Genomic DNA, 13891 nt, shown 5'->3' on the forward strand with positions numbered 1-13891 from the left:
TCAAACTCTCCAATTGTATTCTTGGTTTGCTTGAACCGGCGTTCCCCGAGACCCGGCTAAGGAGTCTCGGCTCGCTGATTCGTCGGCACTTCCCTCTCGCTGCGCTTTTCAGCGCTGCTCTTGAGGTGAAGCGCCCTCAAAAAATTGACTGCGGGTTTCCGCAATCCATTACTGCTTGGGCTTGCTATTTGGTTTTCAAAGACCGAGCCGCTTGTCTTGCTTCGCGACTTTTGCTACCGTCTACTTCGTTGCTGGTTTTGCTTCAACCAGCGGGGTTGCAGCTTCTATTTCAGTTCGCATTCAGCGTCAACTTCGCTTTTTTTGCGTCCTGCGTCCTGCGGGCTGCTTCGAAATTCATCGGCGCCGTCCAGTGACTTCCGCCGTTTCTTTTCGAAGGGGAGCGGCTTCTACTTCAGCACCGTCTTCCCTGTCAACCGCTTGCTGTCAGCTTTCCTCACCGCTTTGCGTCCGTTGTGTTGCCTTCCGGACCGCTGCTTCTTCGGTGGGGCGCGGCTTCTATCTCTTCGCCGCGTTCGCTGTCAACTCGCTCGTTGACTGCCCTATTTTCTTGTCGGTGCTGCTCTCTCCACGAAGTGCCTTCCGCGCCAGCGCGCGGGCTTCGAGGCGAGGGGCGCGGCTTGTACCACCACCGCATCCGCGATCAACCATTTTGGTGGTGACCGTTTGCTGCTGTCCGCTCTCTGCGTTCCGAGTTGCTGCCTTCGGTCCGGTTCGGGCGGGGCGCGGCTTCTACCTCTTTGCCGCGTTCGGGATCAACAACCTTCGTCGATCCTTTTCTTCCCCCGCGCTGACTTCCCGAGGCCCGAGGGCCAGCGGCTCGTTGCGCGGGGGTTCAGTCTCTAACGCTTCGGTTCGGCGACGTCAAACCCTGATTGATCCGGGCCTGATCATTCGTCCCAGCCGCCGGGGATATGGACACGCCGTTCCAGGGTGTGAACCCCCAGCTCCGGCTTTCTTCTTTCCCCGTCACTTCCCTCGGCGCGCCGCCTGCTCCTCATCCAGTGGGGCGCGCCATCGTGTCCCGAAGAGCCCATCCGCCAGAGGGAAGGTGATGTTGAAGTTGTGGCGGCCCATCCGGCTGGGATCGTGGTGCACCTGGTGGTGGCGCCGGAGGAAGGAGATGCCGGGCAGCCTGGCGCTCCAGTGGTTGCCCGGCAGGTGCGTGGTGAAGTGCACCCACTCGTACGCCAGGTAGTAGCCGAGCGCCGTGGCGACGAAGAGCCAGCCCGCGTTGGGGGAAATCAGCAGGAAGCAAAGCGCTCCGAGCGGGGCGGCGATGGCTCCCAGGAAGAAGAGGAGCAGCACCGGCGGGAAGAGCACCATCTTGAAGTCCCGGCTGGACTCGTACGCCATCGCCTCGTGGGTGAAGAAGCGGTGGTGCTGGACGGTGTGCCGCTCGAACATCAGGCCCAGGCCCCGGGTGCGGTGGTGCATGGGGCCCCGGTGCCCGAGGAACTCGACCACGTTCGCGAGCGCGATGACCGCGGGGACTCCGAGCAGCTCCCAGAGGCGGGGGGCCTCCAGTTGGCTCAGCGCCAGGGCGATTCCCCCCAGGCAGACGAGGCTGGTGAAGGCGAAGTGGACCTGCCCCCGGTAGCCGGGCCCGATGGCCTGGGCCCGGTACTCCTCACGGAAGGCCAGGACCTTGCGGGGGACGGGGTGCGGTTCCATGCGTCAGGAGCGCTTCGTTCCCTTGCCTTCCGCGGGCTCTTCCTTCCGGCGCGCGAGCGACTTCTGCAGCTTCTTCATGCGGTCCAGGATGAGGGTGCGCTTCAGGCTGGAGAGGTGGTCCACGAAGACGTGGCCGTCCAGGTGGTCGATTTCGTGCTGGAGCACGTGCGCGAGCCGGCCGTCCGCCTCCAGTTCGTGCCACTGGGCCGTCTTGTCCTGGTAGCGGACCTTCACGCGCTCGACGCGGGAGCACTTCTCCCAGACGTCCGGCACGGAGAGGCAGCCCTCCTCCAGCTTCACGCTCCCCTCCTTCGAGAGTATCTGGGGGTTCACGATTTCGAACTGGGTGCCGTCCTCGCGGCCGACGATGGCCACTCGCAGGGGAACTCCCACCTGGTTGGCCGCGATGCCGATGCCCTTGGCTTCCGCCATGGCCTCCGCCATCTCCTGGAGGAGCGTTTCGAGCGCCGGGCCGAAGTCGGTGACGGGCTGGGTAGACGTGGTGAGAACCTTGTGGGGCCAGATGACGATGTCGCGAGCCATGCGGCGGACTCTGCCATGCGGCCCCTTCCATTGCTCGGCAGTTCCGCTAGACCGGCGGCATGCACCCGAACGCCCAGCTCATCACCGACTTCTATTCGGCCTTCCAGCGGCGCGACGCGGACGGCATGGCCGCCTGCTACCACCCGGACGTGGAGTTCAACGACGCCGTGTTCCAGGGCCTGCGCTACGCGGGGGCCACCTCCATGTGGCGCATGCTGCTGGAGCGCGGCAAGGACCTGGAACTCGTCTTCAGTCAGGTCCAGGCCGATGACCGCACCGGCAGCGCCCACTGGGATGCGACCTACACCTTCAGCCAGACGGGCCGGAAGGTGCTCAACCGCATCGACGCGACCTTCGAGTTCGCTGACGGGAAGATCATCCGCCACACCGACCGGTTCCCCTTCTGGACCTGGTCGCGGCAGGCGCTGGGGCCGGTGGGATGGGCGCTCGGGTGGACGCCGCTCTTGCACAACAAGGTGCGCGCCCAGGGCGCAGCGGGCCTGCGCAAGTACATGAAGGAGCGCGGCATTCAGGGGCCGTGACTCACTCCCTCACGTCGAGCGCCTTCAGCGTCACCGGTCCCTTGGGGCCCTGGCGTGAGAGGGTCGCCTCGCAGCGCACCTGGCCCATCCAGTCCGTGTAGCGCAGCGACGCGTTGCCGTCCGCGTGCAGCCACAGCGACGCATGACCGTGGTTGCCCCGGTCCTGGCGCACGCCCGTCCATTCCGGGAAGCGCGGCCGGGATTCGAAGAAGCGAACCGGTGCCACCGGGTACTCCGGGGCATCCCTGCGCTCGGAGGGAAATCCTCCGTGGCCCAGGCTCGCGCCGACGAAGGGGAGGCCCGGGGCGCGGTCGTAGAGCGCTCCGGCCTGGGCGCCTCCCCAGCACCAGAGGTCCACCCACTCGCGCTCCACGACCAGGGTGCGCAGGTCCTCCGTCACCAGCGGGGCGAGCTGCTCCGCGCCCGGACCGTAGGGCGCGGCGTGGGTCAGCAGGATGTTCATCGCTCCCCGCCGGCGTCCCTCCGACAGGCGTTGCTCCAGCCATTGCAGCAGCGCGGGCTCGCGGTGACGGCCCGCTTCGAACCACGCGGTGTCCAGACCGATGAGCTGGAAACGCTCCGCGGCGAGGCTGAAGTAGCTGCCCTCCTGCGGGTGACGGGAGCTCGCGCCCCGCCGCTCGTCCAGGTAGCGGAAGTAGGCCCCCGCTCCCGAGCGCATCTCCGGCGGCGCGTTCAACGTCAGCAGCGCCGTCGTCCCGAGCAGTGGCTCCAGCGGCTCCGCCAGGTGCGCGTCGAATTCGCCCTGGCGGCCCGAGTAGAAGACACCGCCCAGGTGCACCGCGCAGTCCAGGCGCTCGCCGCGCATCACCAGCTGCCGGGCGATGTACCGGGAGGAGTATTCGCCCGTGCCGAAATCTCCGAAGAGCGCCACCTCCACCGGGCGGCCGGGCTCCGGCTCTCGCAATGGGTAGACGAAGCGGCTCTTCGCTCCGAAGTGCCAGCGGAATGGGGCCTGCCGCGCCGCCGCTCCCTGCTCCAGCCACACGGGGCCGCTGAACAACAGCCAGCCTCGCAGGTCCGCTTGCGGCTCGAAGCGCGTGCGCGTGGGGTCGATGGGGATCTCCTCCGTCCTCAGCGGGAAGGTGGAGTCCGCGGGCAGACCTCCCGTCCCCTGACGGGCGTGGCGCTCCGTCGCGTCCAGCTGCTCCTGGAGCTGGCCGGGGTCCGTGAAGAGCAGCTCGAGCTCTCGCAGCGACTCCACGAACGCGCCCACCGTGACCCTCGCGCCCAGGCCACTCTCCGTCCAGCGCAGCACGTCCTCCGGCTCCCGCAGGAAGGCGGTCTTGAGCGCCTCCAGCTCCTCCGGGCCGAGGAGGGGCAGGTCCGTGTCCTCCGGCGGCGGTGCTCCCGCCGGCACGGCCCTTCCGCTCGCGGGCGGGCAATAGCCGAGCGCTTCGTAGAGCGGATTCCACCTGCTTTCCATGCGTCGTCCCCCTGGTGATGGCGTCGGATGCCCAGGGACGTATTCTCCCAGGCATCCCCGACATTCCTGCTCATCCTGGGGTGCCGCTCAGGGCGCGGCGGTGCCCGTGCCTTCCTTCCGGAAGGTGTAGAGCGTGTAGTACGAGCCCGTGGCGAAGCCGGGCAGCTTGAGCGGGTTGAACACGCTCAGGTTCGTCATCACGCCGCCCACGAAGCCCGGCGGGACTTCCACCAGCTTGAGCGCCCCCCCCGCGAGCACCACGCCCGCCTGGGGCTGGTCGTTGCTCACGAGCACGCACTCGCCCTGCGCGGTGAAGGCTCCCACCGGCAGGAGGAAGCGTGCGTAGAACGGGACCTGCGTGCCTGGCGTGAAGGCCCGGTCCGTCAGCCGGAAGCAGGCCGTGGCCGAGCCCACTCTTTCGTAGCCGCCGTCGCCCGCGGGCACATACAGGCCCGCGCCCAGCTTCACGGTGGGCGTGAAGGGCGCCGCCACGCACACCGCGTCATCCGGTGGCGTCGCGGCGTCCTCCTGCGAGCGAAAGGCATACACCCACTCGTCGCCGGACTGCAGCCGCACCGGGGCCCCCGCCTGTCCTTGAGTCATGTTCAAACCCATCCTTCTTCGAGGACAGCGAGGACCGCTGGGTTCGTGCTCCGGTCACTGCCAGGACAGCGCGTACTCCGTGTCCACCGGGCCCGTCTGCCGGCCCTTCACCTGGACGCCTCGGGCACCGAGCGCCTCGATGACGCCCTGGAGCACGCCTTCGTGGTACGCGGGCGGCATGAAGTCCCGCTTCATCATGAGCTTGCCCGCGCGGTCGCTGGACCACTCCACGCTGCGCTCGCCGTAGCTCACCGCCGCGCGGTAGCCCGTGGGCAGGTTCGTCACCAGCCGCCTGGGGCTGTCACCCGCGAGCAGCAGCAGCGTCTTGCCCGCCGCCGACGACAGGAAGTCCGTGGTCGCCTGCGTGCCCATCTTGCGCAACATCGCGTCGAAGCCGCCCAGCTGCGGGCCCATCAACTGCGCTCCCGTGAAGGACAACTTCAGGAAGCCCGCCACGGGGTAGTTGAAGAAGTCGACGAACTTCTTCTCCTGCACCACCGCCAGGCACTTCTCCACCGCGGCATCGCCGCCCTGGATGCGCACCGCGTTCAACGCGCCGTTGAAGAACATTCCTCGGGCCGTGTCGTCGGGGGTCGCCAGGGCCAAACGCTTCTCGAGATCCTGGGCAATGGCTGGCTCCAGGACCGTGACTTCCTTGCGCTGCTCACTCATAGAGGGGGGAATCTCCGGGGGGGAGGAGATGAACACGCGTGCGCGCTACAGCCGCACGAGCTGGGCCCCATAATGGACGTTGGCTCCGACAGCCGCCACCACCACCAGGTCCCCACTGCCGAGTGCAACACGACCCTGCTCCAGGTCGTCCGCCAGAAGAATCAACATCCCGGCCGCGGACGTATTGCCAATGCGATCCACGTTGCAGGCCACCGACTCCTTGGGCAGACCCGCCCGGGTCACGAACGAGTCCATCACCCGCTTGTTGGGCTGGTGGAAGTAGTAGCGCTTCACCTGTTCACGCAGCGTGGGGGTGAGCACCGCGTCCAGGCACTTCTGCATGTACTCCGGGTAGCTGCGCGCGACCTTGAAGCCGTCCACCACGAAGGCCATGTCGGACGGGCGCGTGCGGCCCGGCTGGTAGGGCAGCTTCAGCATGCCGCCGCCACGGCGCGTCACCAGCTCCGCGTATGCGTTGCCGGAGAACGAGGAGAGGATGCCCGGACCGTCCTCGTCCCCCTCCTGCTTGCGCAGCACCACCGCGCCCGCGCCGTCACCGAAGACATACATGGACAGGTAGGCGTTGAGCGCCTTGGGGCGGCCCGGCGTGGGCGGCAACTCGTCCGTGTAGACCTCCCGGTTGAGCAGCGGCGACGTGAACGCCGAGGCCACCACCGCCACCGTGCGGAAGCGGCCGCCGTCCATCATCTTGCGCACCAGGTCCAGCACGTAGGGCGTGCCGCCGCAGCCGTCATCCACCACCAGCGCGAAGGCGTCCTCGCGCAGGCCCAGCCGCTCGTGCAACGCCATGGCGTCGTGGTTGAAGTGCGGCGCGTCCGGGGTGCACGTCACCACGAAGAGCGCGTCCAGCTCCTTCGGATCCACGCCGCCGCGGGACAGGGCCTGGCGCAGCGACACCTCACACATGTCCGTGTTGGTCGCCGGATAGAAGCGCCCCAGCACGTCGTCCGGCGGGGGGATGGCGCGGCCCGTCTCGTCGTCGAAGTCCCAGAGGAAGCGGCGCTCCTTGATGCCAATCTTCTCTTCGATGCGGGCGGCCGACCAACCGGGGATGGCTTTCGCGATCCGCTCGTTGGAGATGGTCCGTGCTGGGACGAACGAACCCGCGCCCACCACACACACCCGTTCGGTCATTACCATGGCCTCGCGATTTCACAGCCTTGCCGGACGGGATGGATTCCCTGGCACGCGTGCATAGAGCACGTTCCAGGCCACTTCCTAAGCCCTTGGAAAGACGGAGTTCCTGTTTCTGGACGCGTCATTCGTGAAGCACACGCCAGGACAGAACAGCCCCGAAAGCCTGTGAAATCCGCAGGATGCGGAATGTTTCAGAAGTGAAGCTATCGACGTGGAATGAATCACACGCGATGTGTCAATTCACTGACAGTGGACACCGAGGAGACTCATGGTGTCTGCCATTGCTCAATACTGTCAATGGCCCTCGCGTCGGCAAGGGTCCGCCGCCCCCTGCCGGGCGGGCGGTGGACTGACGACAAGCCCGCCGCGCCTCCCCCCCATTGCCAGCAGGTCGCACCGGGCCCGGCTCGCACTACGCAGGGCACGGAAAATCGGATCTCCCGCCGGACACGCCGGACTTCTCTTCGAATATTGCGCGGGACGGGTCCGATTGGATCGCTCCCCTCAGAAGGGGATGTTGTCGTCGTCGCCGGGGGGCGGGATGTCGCCGTCGTCCGGCGGGTTGCCGAAGCCGTAGCCACCGCCCCGGCCTCCTCCGCCACCGCGCGCGGGGGGCTCGCCACCGCCGCCGTCACCGCGCTGCCGGGCGATCTCCGCCTCGATGGAGGCCAGGAGCTGGCGCTCCTTGTCGTGCCAGCGCGACTTGCTGGGGTCCGACAGGGAGCGGCGCGCGCCGTTGGCGTAGAACTCCAGGTCCTGGAGGCTGGCGCCGTAGACGGGGGCGCCCTTGCTGCGGCCGTAGTTGGGCAGGAGCATGCCGTCGCCGCCGCCGCCACCAGACGGGGCGCCCGAGGACGCGGGACGGCGATACGCCGGGGCCGACGCCGCGACGGGCGTGGCGCTCATGGACAGCTCGCCCAGTTGAAGCGTGAAGCCGTCGTCGTTCCTGTACGCCGTGCCCACCCGGACCTGCTCCACCGAACCGTCGGGACGGCGGACCGCGACGGTGACTGGATATTGCTCGCTCATGGGGCCGGGATTCACACCGCCACGGCCCGCATGTCAATCGAAGGAAGCAACCCGTGTCGGTCCCGAGGCACGCACGGCGGGCCGCTCGGGGCGACCCGTCACGCGGGGAGGAGCACGGACGACGTCCTCCGTCAGGTCAGCGACACCATGCCGCCGCTGGAGCCCTTCTTGCGCAGCCACGCCTTGGGCTTGGGCGGCACCGCGGGCGCGGCCGGCTTCGCCGCTTCCTTCAGCGCCTGGCTGCCCGCGCGACCCCTCGGCAGCGTGAGGTCCGGGACCGACTGCGGCTTCGCGCCATCCACCCACGCGTCCGGGCGGCGGCCCGTGCGGATGAGCAGGCGCAGCTTCTGGTAGTGCGCCGAGCAGTAGCCCTTGGAGCGGCTCTGGCGCTTGCAACCGATGACGGCGCAGGCCTGGTTGTCTTCCGCGGCGACGACCTTCGGCGGACGGCCCGGGGACTTCGCGGCGGGCGACTTCACGGGCGCGGCCTTCGCGGCGGGCGCCTTCACGGGCGCGGCCTTCGCGGCCGGCGTCTTCGCGGCGGGCGCCTTCACGGGCGCGGCCTTCGCGGCGGACTTCGGCGGACGGCCCGGACGGCGGCGGGCAACCGGCTCCGGCGCCAGCGAGGGCGTGCGCACGCCCGCCACGGCTCCCAGGCGGCTGGACAGCGGCGCCAGGCGGTCGGTCACCGCGCGCAGCGCATCCAACGCATCCAGCCCCTTGGCCATACGGGCCACGGCCTTCTGAACGGGAGCCAGTTGCAGTTGCAACTCGCGGCGGACCATGTCGCGAAGTTCGGTTTCAAGGGAAAGTGGGGCCATGTGGGGCAGGATATACACCCATCCGCCCGTCTAGGGATGGAAACATTCCCCAGGATGTTAAAGGAACCATCCATGACTCCGGTTCCCACTCCCGTTCGCTTCCGCGGCACCGACTCCTACCTCACGAGCGAGGGCCTGCAGGCGGCCGTCAACTGCGCCCTCACGCTCCAGCGCCCCCTGCTGGTCAAGGGTGAGCCCGGGACGGGCAAGACGTTGCTGGCGGAAGCGATTGCCCAGGGACTGGGATTGAAGCTGCTCACCTGGCACGTGAAGAGCACCACGCGCGCGCAGGACGGTTTGTATGTCTACGACACCGTGCAGCGGCTGTATGACTCGCGCTTCGGGGACGGGGACGTGCGAGACATCCGGCGATACATCCGCATGGGGCCGCTGGGCGAGGCCTTCGCTTCTCCGGAGCGCGTGGTGCTGCTCATCGATGAAGTGGACAAGGCGGACCTGGAGTTCCCCAACGACCTGCTCCACGAGCTGGACCGGATGCGCTTCCGCATCTCCGAGACCAACGACGAGGTCGTGGCGAAGAACCGCCCCGTGGTGCTCATCACCAGCAACAACGAGAAGGAATTGCCTGACGCGTTCCTGCGCCGGTGCGTGTTCCACTTCATCGACTTCCCGGAGCGCGAGCTCATGCAGCGCATCGTGGACGTGCACCACCCGGGGTTGGACTCCTCGCTGGCGGACCAGGCGCTCAAGGTCTTCTACGAGCTGCGCGCGATGACGCGCCTGCGCAAGCGGCCGTCCACGAGCGAGCTCATCGACTGGATTTCCGTGCTCAAGGCCAACGGCGTCGTGGAGTTGAAGCTGGAGGAGCAGCTGCCGTTCCTGGGCGCGCTGCTCAAGAAGGAGCAGGACCTGGTGGCGGTGGCGGAAGCCTTTGGACGCGGCCGGCGGACGCGCGCTTAAGACAGCCCGGGAGCCACGCCATGTTCCTGCCGTTCTTCTACGAGCTGCGAAAGCGCGGGGTGAAGGTGGGCGCGCAGGAGGCGCTCGCCCTCGCCGGGGCGCTGAAGGCCGGGCTGCATGACAGCAGCCTGGATGGGTTCTACCACGTGGCTCGCGCGCTCCTGGTGCACTCGGAGACGCAGCTGGATGCCTTTGACCAGGCGTTCCTCTCCCACTTCCAGGGCGTCGCTTCCGACGCGCTGAAGCTCACCGAGGAGCTGTTGTCCTGGCTGGAGGAGGCGAAGGAGCGCACCGACCTGAGCCCGGAGGAGATCGCGCTCCTGGAGCAGTGGGACCCTGAAGAGCTGCGGCGGCAGCTGGAGCAGCGCCTGAAGGAGCAGACCGAGCGCCACGACGGCGGAAACCGCTGGGTGGGCACGGGCGGCGCGTCTGCCTTTGGCAACAACGGCGTGGCCCGGCAGGGCGTGCGCATTGGCGGCACGGGCGGGCGGCAGGGGCAGGCGCTGTGGCAGGCCGGGGCTCGCAAGTACGCGGGCTACCGCGACGACCTGGTGCTGGACACGCGGCAGCTGGCGGTGGCGCTGCGCAAGCTGCGGGCCTTCGCGCGTGAGGGTGTGGCTGAAGAGTTGGACGTGGACGAGAGCATCGCCGCCACCGCTAAGAACGCGGGCGAGCTGGAGGTGGTCACGCGTCCGCCGCGCCGGCCCAACACGCGCGTGGTGTTGTGCATGGACGTGGGCGGGTCCATGGACCCGTACGCGCACCTGGTGAGCCGGCTGTTCAGCGTCGCCAGCCAGGCCACGCACTTCAAGGAACTGCGCACCTACTACTTCCACAACTGCGTCTACGGGAAGCTGTACGCCACGCCGCAGCTGACGGGCGGCATCACCGTGCCGGAGCTCACCGCGCAGGTGGGAAGGCATCACAAGCTGGTGATGGTGGGCGATGCGTCCATGGCCCCGTATGAGCTGGGCATCCGCACGGATGCCAATGGCCAGTACCGCCAGGAGGGCCTGGAAGGGCTCACGTGGCTGATGCAACTGGCGCAGCACTTCGAGCGCAACGTGTGGCTCAACCCGGAGCCTCGTGGGTCGTGGCGCTCGGGCAGCATCGCGGTCATCGCCAACGTGTTCCCCATGTTCGCTCTCACCGTGGAGGGCCTGGGTGAGGCGGTGAACCACCTCACCCGGGGGAAGACGCCTCGCGGTGCGGCGGCCCGGAGGTAGCAACGCCCATGTTCCTGCCCATCAGCGTCCTGGATGCGCCGTCCAACCTGGGGCTGAGGCCCGCTTCCCCGGGCGCGATTCCGGGTGTGTTTCAACTGCCCCGGGTCCTGCGCGCGCAGGGCATCGTGGCGCGGTTGGGCGCGGAGGACGCGGGCGTCGTGACGCCACCTGCGTACTCACCGGAGGCGGAGCCGGACATCGGCTTTCGCAACGGCGCGGCGCTGGGCCGCTACAGCGTGGCGCTCGCGGACCGCGTCGGCGCACTGCGGGCCGGGGGACGGTTCGTGCTGCTGCTGGGTGGGGATTGCAGCGTGCTCGTGGGCTCATCGCTCGCGCTGCGGCGGGCCGGGACGCATGGGCTGGCGTTCATCGACGCGCATGATGACTTCTCCTACGTGAAGGACCGCGCCCGCATGGCGGGCTGGTTCACCGCGGCGGGGCTGGACCTGGCGCTGGCCACCGGACATGGCCCCGATGCCCTGTGCGACCTGGAGGGCCTCAAGCCCTACCTGCGCGAAGAGGACGTCGTGCACCTGGGCCTGTCCCGCACCGCCGAGGACACCGCCGAAGCCGCGGTGCACGAGTTCGACACCTCCCGCATTGCTTCACTGCCGCTCACCGTCATCCGTGAGCGCGGCGCGAAGTCCGTGGGCGACGAGGCCCGCTTCCGGCTGGAGGCCCGAGGGCTCACGGGGTTCTGGATCCACGTGGACGCGGACGTGCTGGACCTGAGCGTCATGCCCGCCGTGGATTCTCCCAATCCGGACGGGATGCGCCTGGAGGAGTTGACCGCGCTGCTGGCGTCATTGCTCGCGAGCCCCCAGGCGGTGGGCCTGGAGCTCACCATCCTGGACCCCGACCTGGACCCGGAAGGCCATTGCGCCCGGGCCTTCACCGATGCAGTGGTCGCGGCGTTCGTCCATAGCGGTCGCGTCCCGTAGCGCATTCCCGGAAAAAGAGCCCCGGCCCCCTGCCCGGCCGTCGGTGTGACTGCCGACGGACGGGCGCGTTTGGTGCGGCGCGGCGGCTCCAGTTACGGCATGGTGCGCCCGCGACGCAGTCCTGCGCGGGAGGCCGCATGACGACCGAGAAAATCGATACCCAGGCAATCAACACCATCCGCACGCTGTCCATGGACGCGGTGGAGAAGGCCCACTCTGGCCACCCGGGCGCGCCCATGGCGCTGGCTCCCGTGGCCTACCAGCTGTGGCAGCAGGAGCTGCGTTACGACCCGGCCCAGCCCAACTGGCCGGACCGCGACCGCTTCATCCTGTCCAATGGCCACGCGTCCATGCTGCTCTACAGCCTGCTGCACCTGGCTGGCGTGAAGCGCGTGAAGGACGCCAAGGTCACCGACGTGCCGGCCGTGTCCCTGGACGACATCCGCAACTTCCGCCAGTTGGACTCCGCCACGCCCGGCCACCCGGAGTACCACTGGACCACCGGCGTGGAGACCACCACCGGCCCCCTGGGCGCGGGCGTCTCCAACAGCGTGGGCATGGCCATCGCCAGCAAGTGGCTGGGCGCCCACTTCAACAAGCCCGGCTTCGACCTGTTCACCCATGACGTCTACGCCCTCTGCGGCGACGGCGACATGATGGAGGGCGTGGCGTCCGAGGCCGCTTCGCTCGCGGGCCACCTCCAGCTGCCCAACCTGTGCTGGATCTACGACAGCAACCACATCTCCATCGACGGAAGCACCGACCTGGCCTTCACCGAAGACGTGGGCCGCCGCTTCGAGGGCTACGGCTGGCGCGTGCTCAAGGTCACCGACGCCAACGACCTGGACGCGCTGTCCAAGGCCTACAAGTCCTTCAAGGACGAGCGCGGCAAGCCCACGCTCATCATCGTCAACTCGTTCATCGGCTTCGGCTCGCCCAAGAAGCAGGGCTCCGCCAGCGCTCACGGCGAGCCCCTGGGCGCCGACGAAATCAAGGCCACCAAGAAGGCCTACGGCTGGCCCGAGGACGCGCAGTTCCTGGTGCCCGACGGCGTGCGCGAGCGCTTCCAGGAGCGCATGGGCGCTCGCGGCAAGGCGCTGCATGACGCGTGGGAGAAGTCCGTCGCGGACTACCGCAAGCAGCACCCGGAGCTGGCTCGTGAGCTGGAGGCGCTGCTCAAGCGCGAGCTGCCCGAGGGCTGGGACAAGGAGCTGCCCGTGTTCCCCGCGGACGCGAAGGGCATGGCCACCCGTGAGTCCGGCGGCAAGGTGCTCAACGCGCTGGCGAAGAACTACCCGTGGCTCGTCGGCGGCTCCGCGGACCTGAACCCGTCCACGAAGACGTACATCTCCGCGTCCACGTCCATCAAGCCGGGCGAGTACTCGGGCCGCAACATCCACTTCGGTGTGCGCGAGCACGCGATGGGCTCCATCGTCAACGGACTCAACCTGAGCCACGTGCGCGGCTACGGCGCCACGTTCCTCATCTTCAGTGACTACGAGCGCCCCTCCATGCGCCTGTCGTCCCTGATGGAGATTCCGTCCATCCACATCTTCACGCACGACTCCATTGGCCTGGGCGAGGACGGCCCCACGCACCAGCCGGTGGAGCAGCTGATGTCCCTGCGCGCGGTGCCGGGCAACGTGGTGCTGCGCCCCGGCGACGCCAACGAGGTGGCCGAGGCGTGGCGCTACATCGCGCAGCAGAAGCACCACCCGGTGGTGCTCGTGCTGTCGCGCCAGCCGGTGCCCACGCTGGACCGCACGAAGTTCGCTCCCGCTTCCGGCACGGCCAAGGGCGCGTACACGCTGCTGGAGGCGGAGGGCGGCTCGCCGGACGTCATCCTCATCGGCACGGGCACGGAGGTGGCGCTGGTGGTGGAGGCCGCGGAGAAGCTCAAGGCCGAGGGCGTGAAGGCCCGCGTGGTGAGCATGCCTTCGTGGGAGCTGTTCGAGCAGCAGCCCCAGGAGTACCAGGACAGCGTGCTGCCCCCGGGCGTGAAGGCTCGCGTCGCGGTGGAGAAGGGCGCGGCGTTCGGCTGGGAGCGCTGGACGGGACACACCGGCAGCATCATCGGCATGCGCAGCTTCGGCGCTTCCGCCCCCATCAAGGCGCTGCAGCAGAAGTTCGGCTTCACCGTGGAGAACGTGGTGAAGGAAGCGCACGCCACCATCGCCAAGGCGAAGAAGCACTGACGCGCCTGTAGAAAAAAGAAGGGCCCCGGACCCTCCCCCGAAGGTCCGGGACCCCTCTGACTTCCAATCCCCCCTTCTTCGACTTCGCTCCCCCCGGCTTCACA

14 protein-coding genes are annotated in these 13891 nt (G+C 68.3%); 6 read left to right on the plus strand and 8 right to left on the minus strand.

Going from position 1 to position 13891, the window contains the following annotated elements; all coding sequences use genetic code 11:
* The coding region (locus tag D7V77_RS44625; RefSeq protein WP_233596733.1) for a hypothetical protein at positions 1–374 on the plus strand (374 nt) is incomplete at its 5' end.
* Between the two features lie 613 nt (positions 375–987).
* Here the strand turns inward: D7V77_RS44625 and D7V77_RS06850 are convergent.
* Positions 988–1692: a sterol desaturase family protein gene (locus D7V77_RS06850; protein WP_120575460.1), complete on the minus strand. Its 705-nt coding sequence runs from the start codon at positions 1690–1692 to the stop codon at positions 988–990.
* Positions 1693–1695: 3 nt separating this feature from the next.
* Positions 1696–2235, minus strand: a complete 540-nt coding sequence (gene def, locus D7V77_RS06855; RefSeq protein WP_120575461.1) for a peptide deformylase — start codon at positions 2233–2235, stop codon at positions 1696–1698.
* Between the two features lie 59 nt (positions 2236–2294).
* Here def and D7V77_RS06860 point away from each other — a divergent pair, with 59 nt between their 5' ends.
* A complete protein-coding gene (locus D7V77_RS06860; protein WP_120575462.1) occupies positions 2295–2777 on the plus strand; it encodes a nuclear transport factor 2 family protein in 483 nt (160 codons plus the stop codon).
* Position 2778: 1 nt separating this feature from the next.
* On the opposite strand, the gene D7V77_RS06865 is transcribed toward D7V77_RS06860, so the two are convergent.
* From D7V77_RS06865 to D7V77_RS43630, 6 genes are all read right to left on the minus strand, one after another.
* Positions 2779–4221 carry a hypothetical protein gene (locus D7V77_RS06865; RefSeq protein WP_120575463.1) on the minus strand — a complete coding sequence of 481 codons (1443 nt, stop codon included), beginning with the start codon at positions 4219–4221 and terminating at the stop codon, positions 2779–2781.
* Between the two features lie 87 nt (positions 4222–4308).
* Positions 4309–4824: a hypothetical protein gene (locus D7V77_RS06870; RefSeq protein WP_120575464.1), complete on the minus strand. Its 516-nt coding sequence runs from the start codon at positions 4822–4824 to the stop codon at positions 4309–4311.
* A 54-nt stretch (positions 4825–4878) separates the two neighbouring features.
* A complete protein-coding gene (locus D7V77_RS06875) occupies positions 4879–5496 on the minus strand; it encodes a DUF2378 family protein (protein WP_120575465.1) in 618 nt (205 codons plus the stop codon).
* Positions 5497–5541: 45 nt separating this feature from the next.
* The gene (locus tag D7V77_RS06880; RefSeq protein ID WP_120575466.1) at positions 5542–6651 is read right to left on the minus strand and encodes a 3-oxoacyl-ACP synthase III family protein; all 1110 of its coding nucleotides are present in this window, start codon (positions 6649–6651) and stop codon (positions 5542–5544) included.
* Positions 6652–7158: 507 nt separating this feature from the next.
* Positions 7159–7683 (minus strand): hypothetical protein, encoded by a 525-nt coding sequence (locus D7V77_RS06885; RefSeq protein WP_120575467.1) that lies wholly within the window; start codon positions 7681–7683, stop codon positions 7159–7161.
* A gap of 131 nt (positions 7684–7814) precedes the next feature.
* A complete protein-coding gene (locus D7V77_RS43630) occupies positions 7815–8504 on the minus strand; it encodes a vegetative protein (protein WP_158624350.1) in 690 nt (229 codons plus the stop codon).
* Between the two features lie 72 nt (positions 8505–8576).
* Between D7V77_RS43630 and D7V77_RS06900 the strand changes: the two genes are divergently transcribed.
* From D7V77_RS06900 to tkt, 4 genes are all read left to right on the plus strand, one after another.
* Positions 8577–9425 carry a MoxR family ATPase gene (locus tag D7V77_RS06900; RefSeq protein ID WP_120575470.1) on the plus strand — a complete coding sequence of 283 codons (849 nt, stop codon included), beginning with the start codon at positions 8577–8579 and terminating at the stop codon, positions 9423–9425.
* A 20-nt stretch (positions 9426–9445) separates the two neighbouring features.
* On the plus strand, positions 9446–10651 hold the full coding sequence (locus D7V77_RS06905) for a VWA domain-containing protein (protein WP_120575471.1): 1206 nt from the start codon (positions 9446–9448) through the stop codon (positions 10649–10651).
* Between the two features lie 8 nt (positions 10652–10659).
* On the plus strand, positions 10660–11592 hold the full coding sequence (locus tag D7V77_RS06910; RefSeq protein ID WP_120575472.1) for an arginase family protein: 933 nt from the start codon (positions 10660–10662) through the stop codon (positions 11590–11592).
* Between the two features lie 137 nt (positions 11593–11729).
* Positions 11730–13787 carry a transketolase gene (tkt, locus tag D7V77_RS06915; RefSeq protein ID WP_120575473.1) on the plus strand — a complete coding sequence of 686 codons (2058 nt, stop codon included), beginning with the start codon at positions 11730–11732 and terminating at the stop codon, positions 13785–13787.
* Positions 13788–13891: the final 104 nt, after the last annotated feature.

Source organism: Corallococcus sp. CA041A (assembly GCF_003612075.1).
Taxonomy (GTDB): Bacteria; Myxococcota; Myxococcia; order Myxococcales; family Myxococcaceae; genus Corallococcus; species Corallococcus exiguus.

Coding starts and splice junctions, on each gene's coding strand:
- D7V77_RS43630 (WP_158624350.1), bottom strand. CDS start 8,504: ATGGCCCCACTTTCCCTTGAAACCGAACTTCGCGACATGGTCCGCCGC.
- D7V77_RS06860 (WP_120575462.1), top strand. CDS start 2,295: ATGCACCCGAACGCCCAGCTCATCACCGACTTCTATTCGGCCTTCCAG.
- D7V77_RS06875 (WP_120575465.1), bottom strand. CDS start 5,496: ATGAGTGAGCAGCGCAAGGAAGTCACGGTCCTGGAGCCAGCCATTGCC.
- D7V77_RS06910 (WP_120575472.1), top strand. CDS start 10,660: ATGTTCCTGCCCATCAGCGTCCTGGATGCGCCGTCCAACCTGGGGCTG.
- D7V77_RS06850 (WP_120575460.1), bottom strand. CDS start 1,692: ATGGAACCGCACCCCGTCCCCCGCAAGGTCCTGGCCTTCCGTGAGGAG.
- D7V77_RS06865 (WP_120575463.1), bottom strand. CDS start 4,221: ATGGAAAGCAGGTGGAATCCGCTCTACGAAGCGCTCGGCTATTGCCCG.
- tkt (WP_120575473.1), top strand. CDS start 11,730: ATGACGACCGAGAAAATCGATACCCAGGCAATCAACACCATCCGCACG.
- def (WP_120575461.1), bottom strand. CDS start 2,235: ATGGCTCGCGACATCGTCATCTGGCCCCACAAGGTTCTCACCACGTCT.
- D7V77_RS06885 (WP_120575467.1), bottom strand. CDS start 7,683: ATGAGCGAGCAATATCCAGTCACCGTCGCGGTCCGCCGTCCCGACGGT.
- D7V77_RS06905 (WP_120575471.1), top strand. CDS start 9,446: ATGTTCCTGCCGTTCTTCTACGAGCTGCGAAAGCGCGGGGTGAAGGTG.
- D7V77_RS06880 (WP_120575466.1), bottom strand. CDS start 6,651: ATGACCGAACGGGTGTGTGTGGTGGGCGCGGGTTCGTTCGTCCCAGCA.
- D7V77_RS06900 (WP_120575470.1), top strand. CDS start 8,577: ATGACTCCGGTTCCCACTCCCGTTCGCTTCCGCGGCACCGACTCCTAC.
- D7V77_RS06870 (WP_120575464.1), bottom strand. CDS start 4,824: ATGACTCAAGGACAGGCGGGGGCCCCGGTGCGGCTGCAGTCCGGCGAC.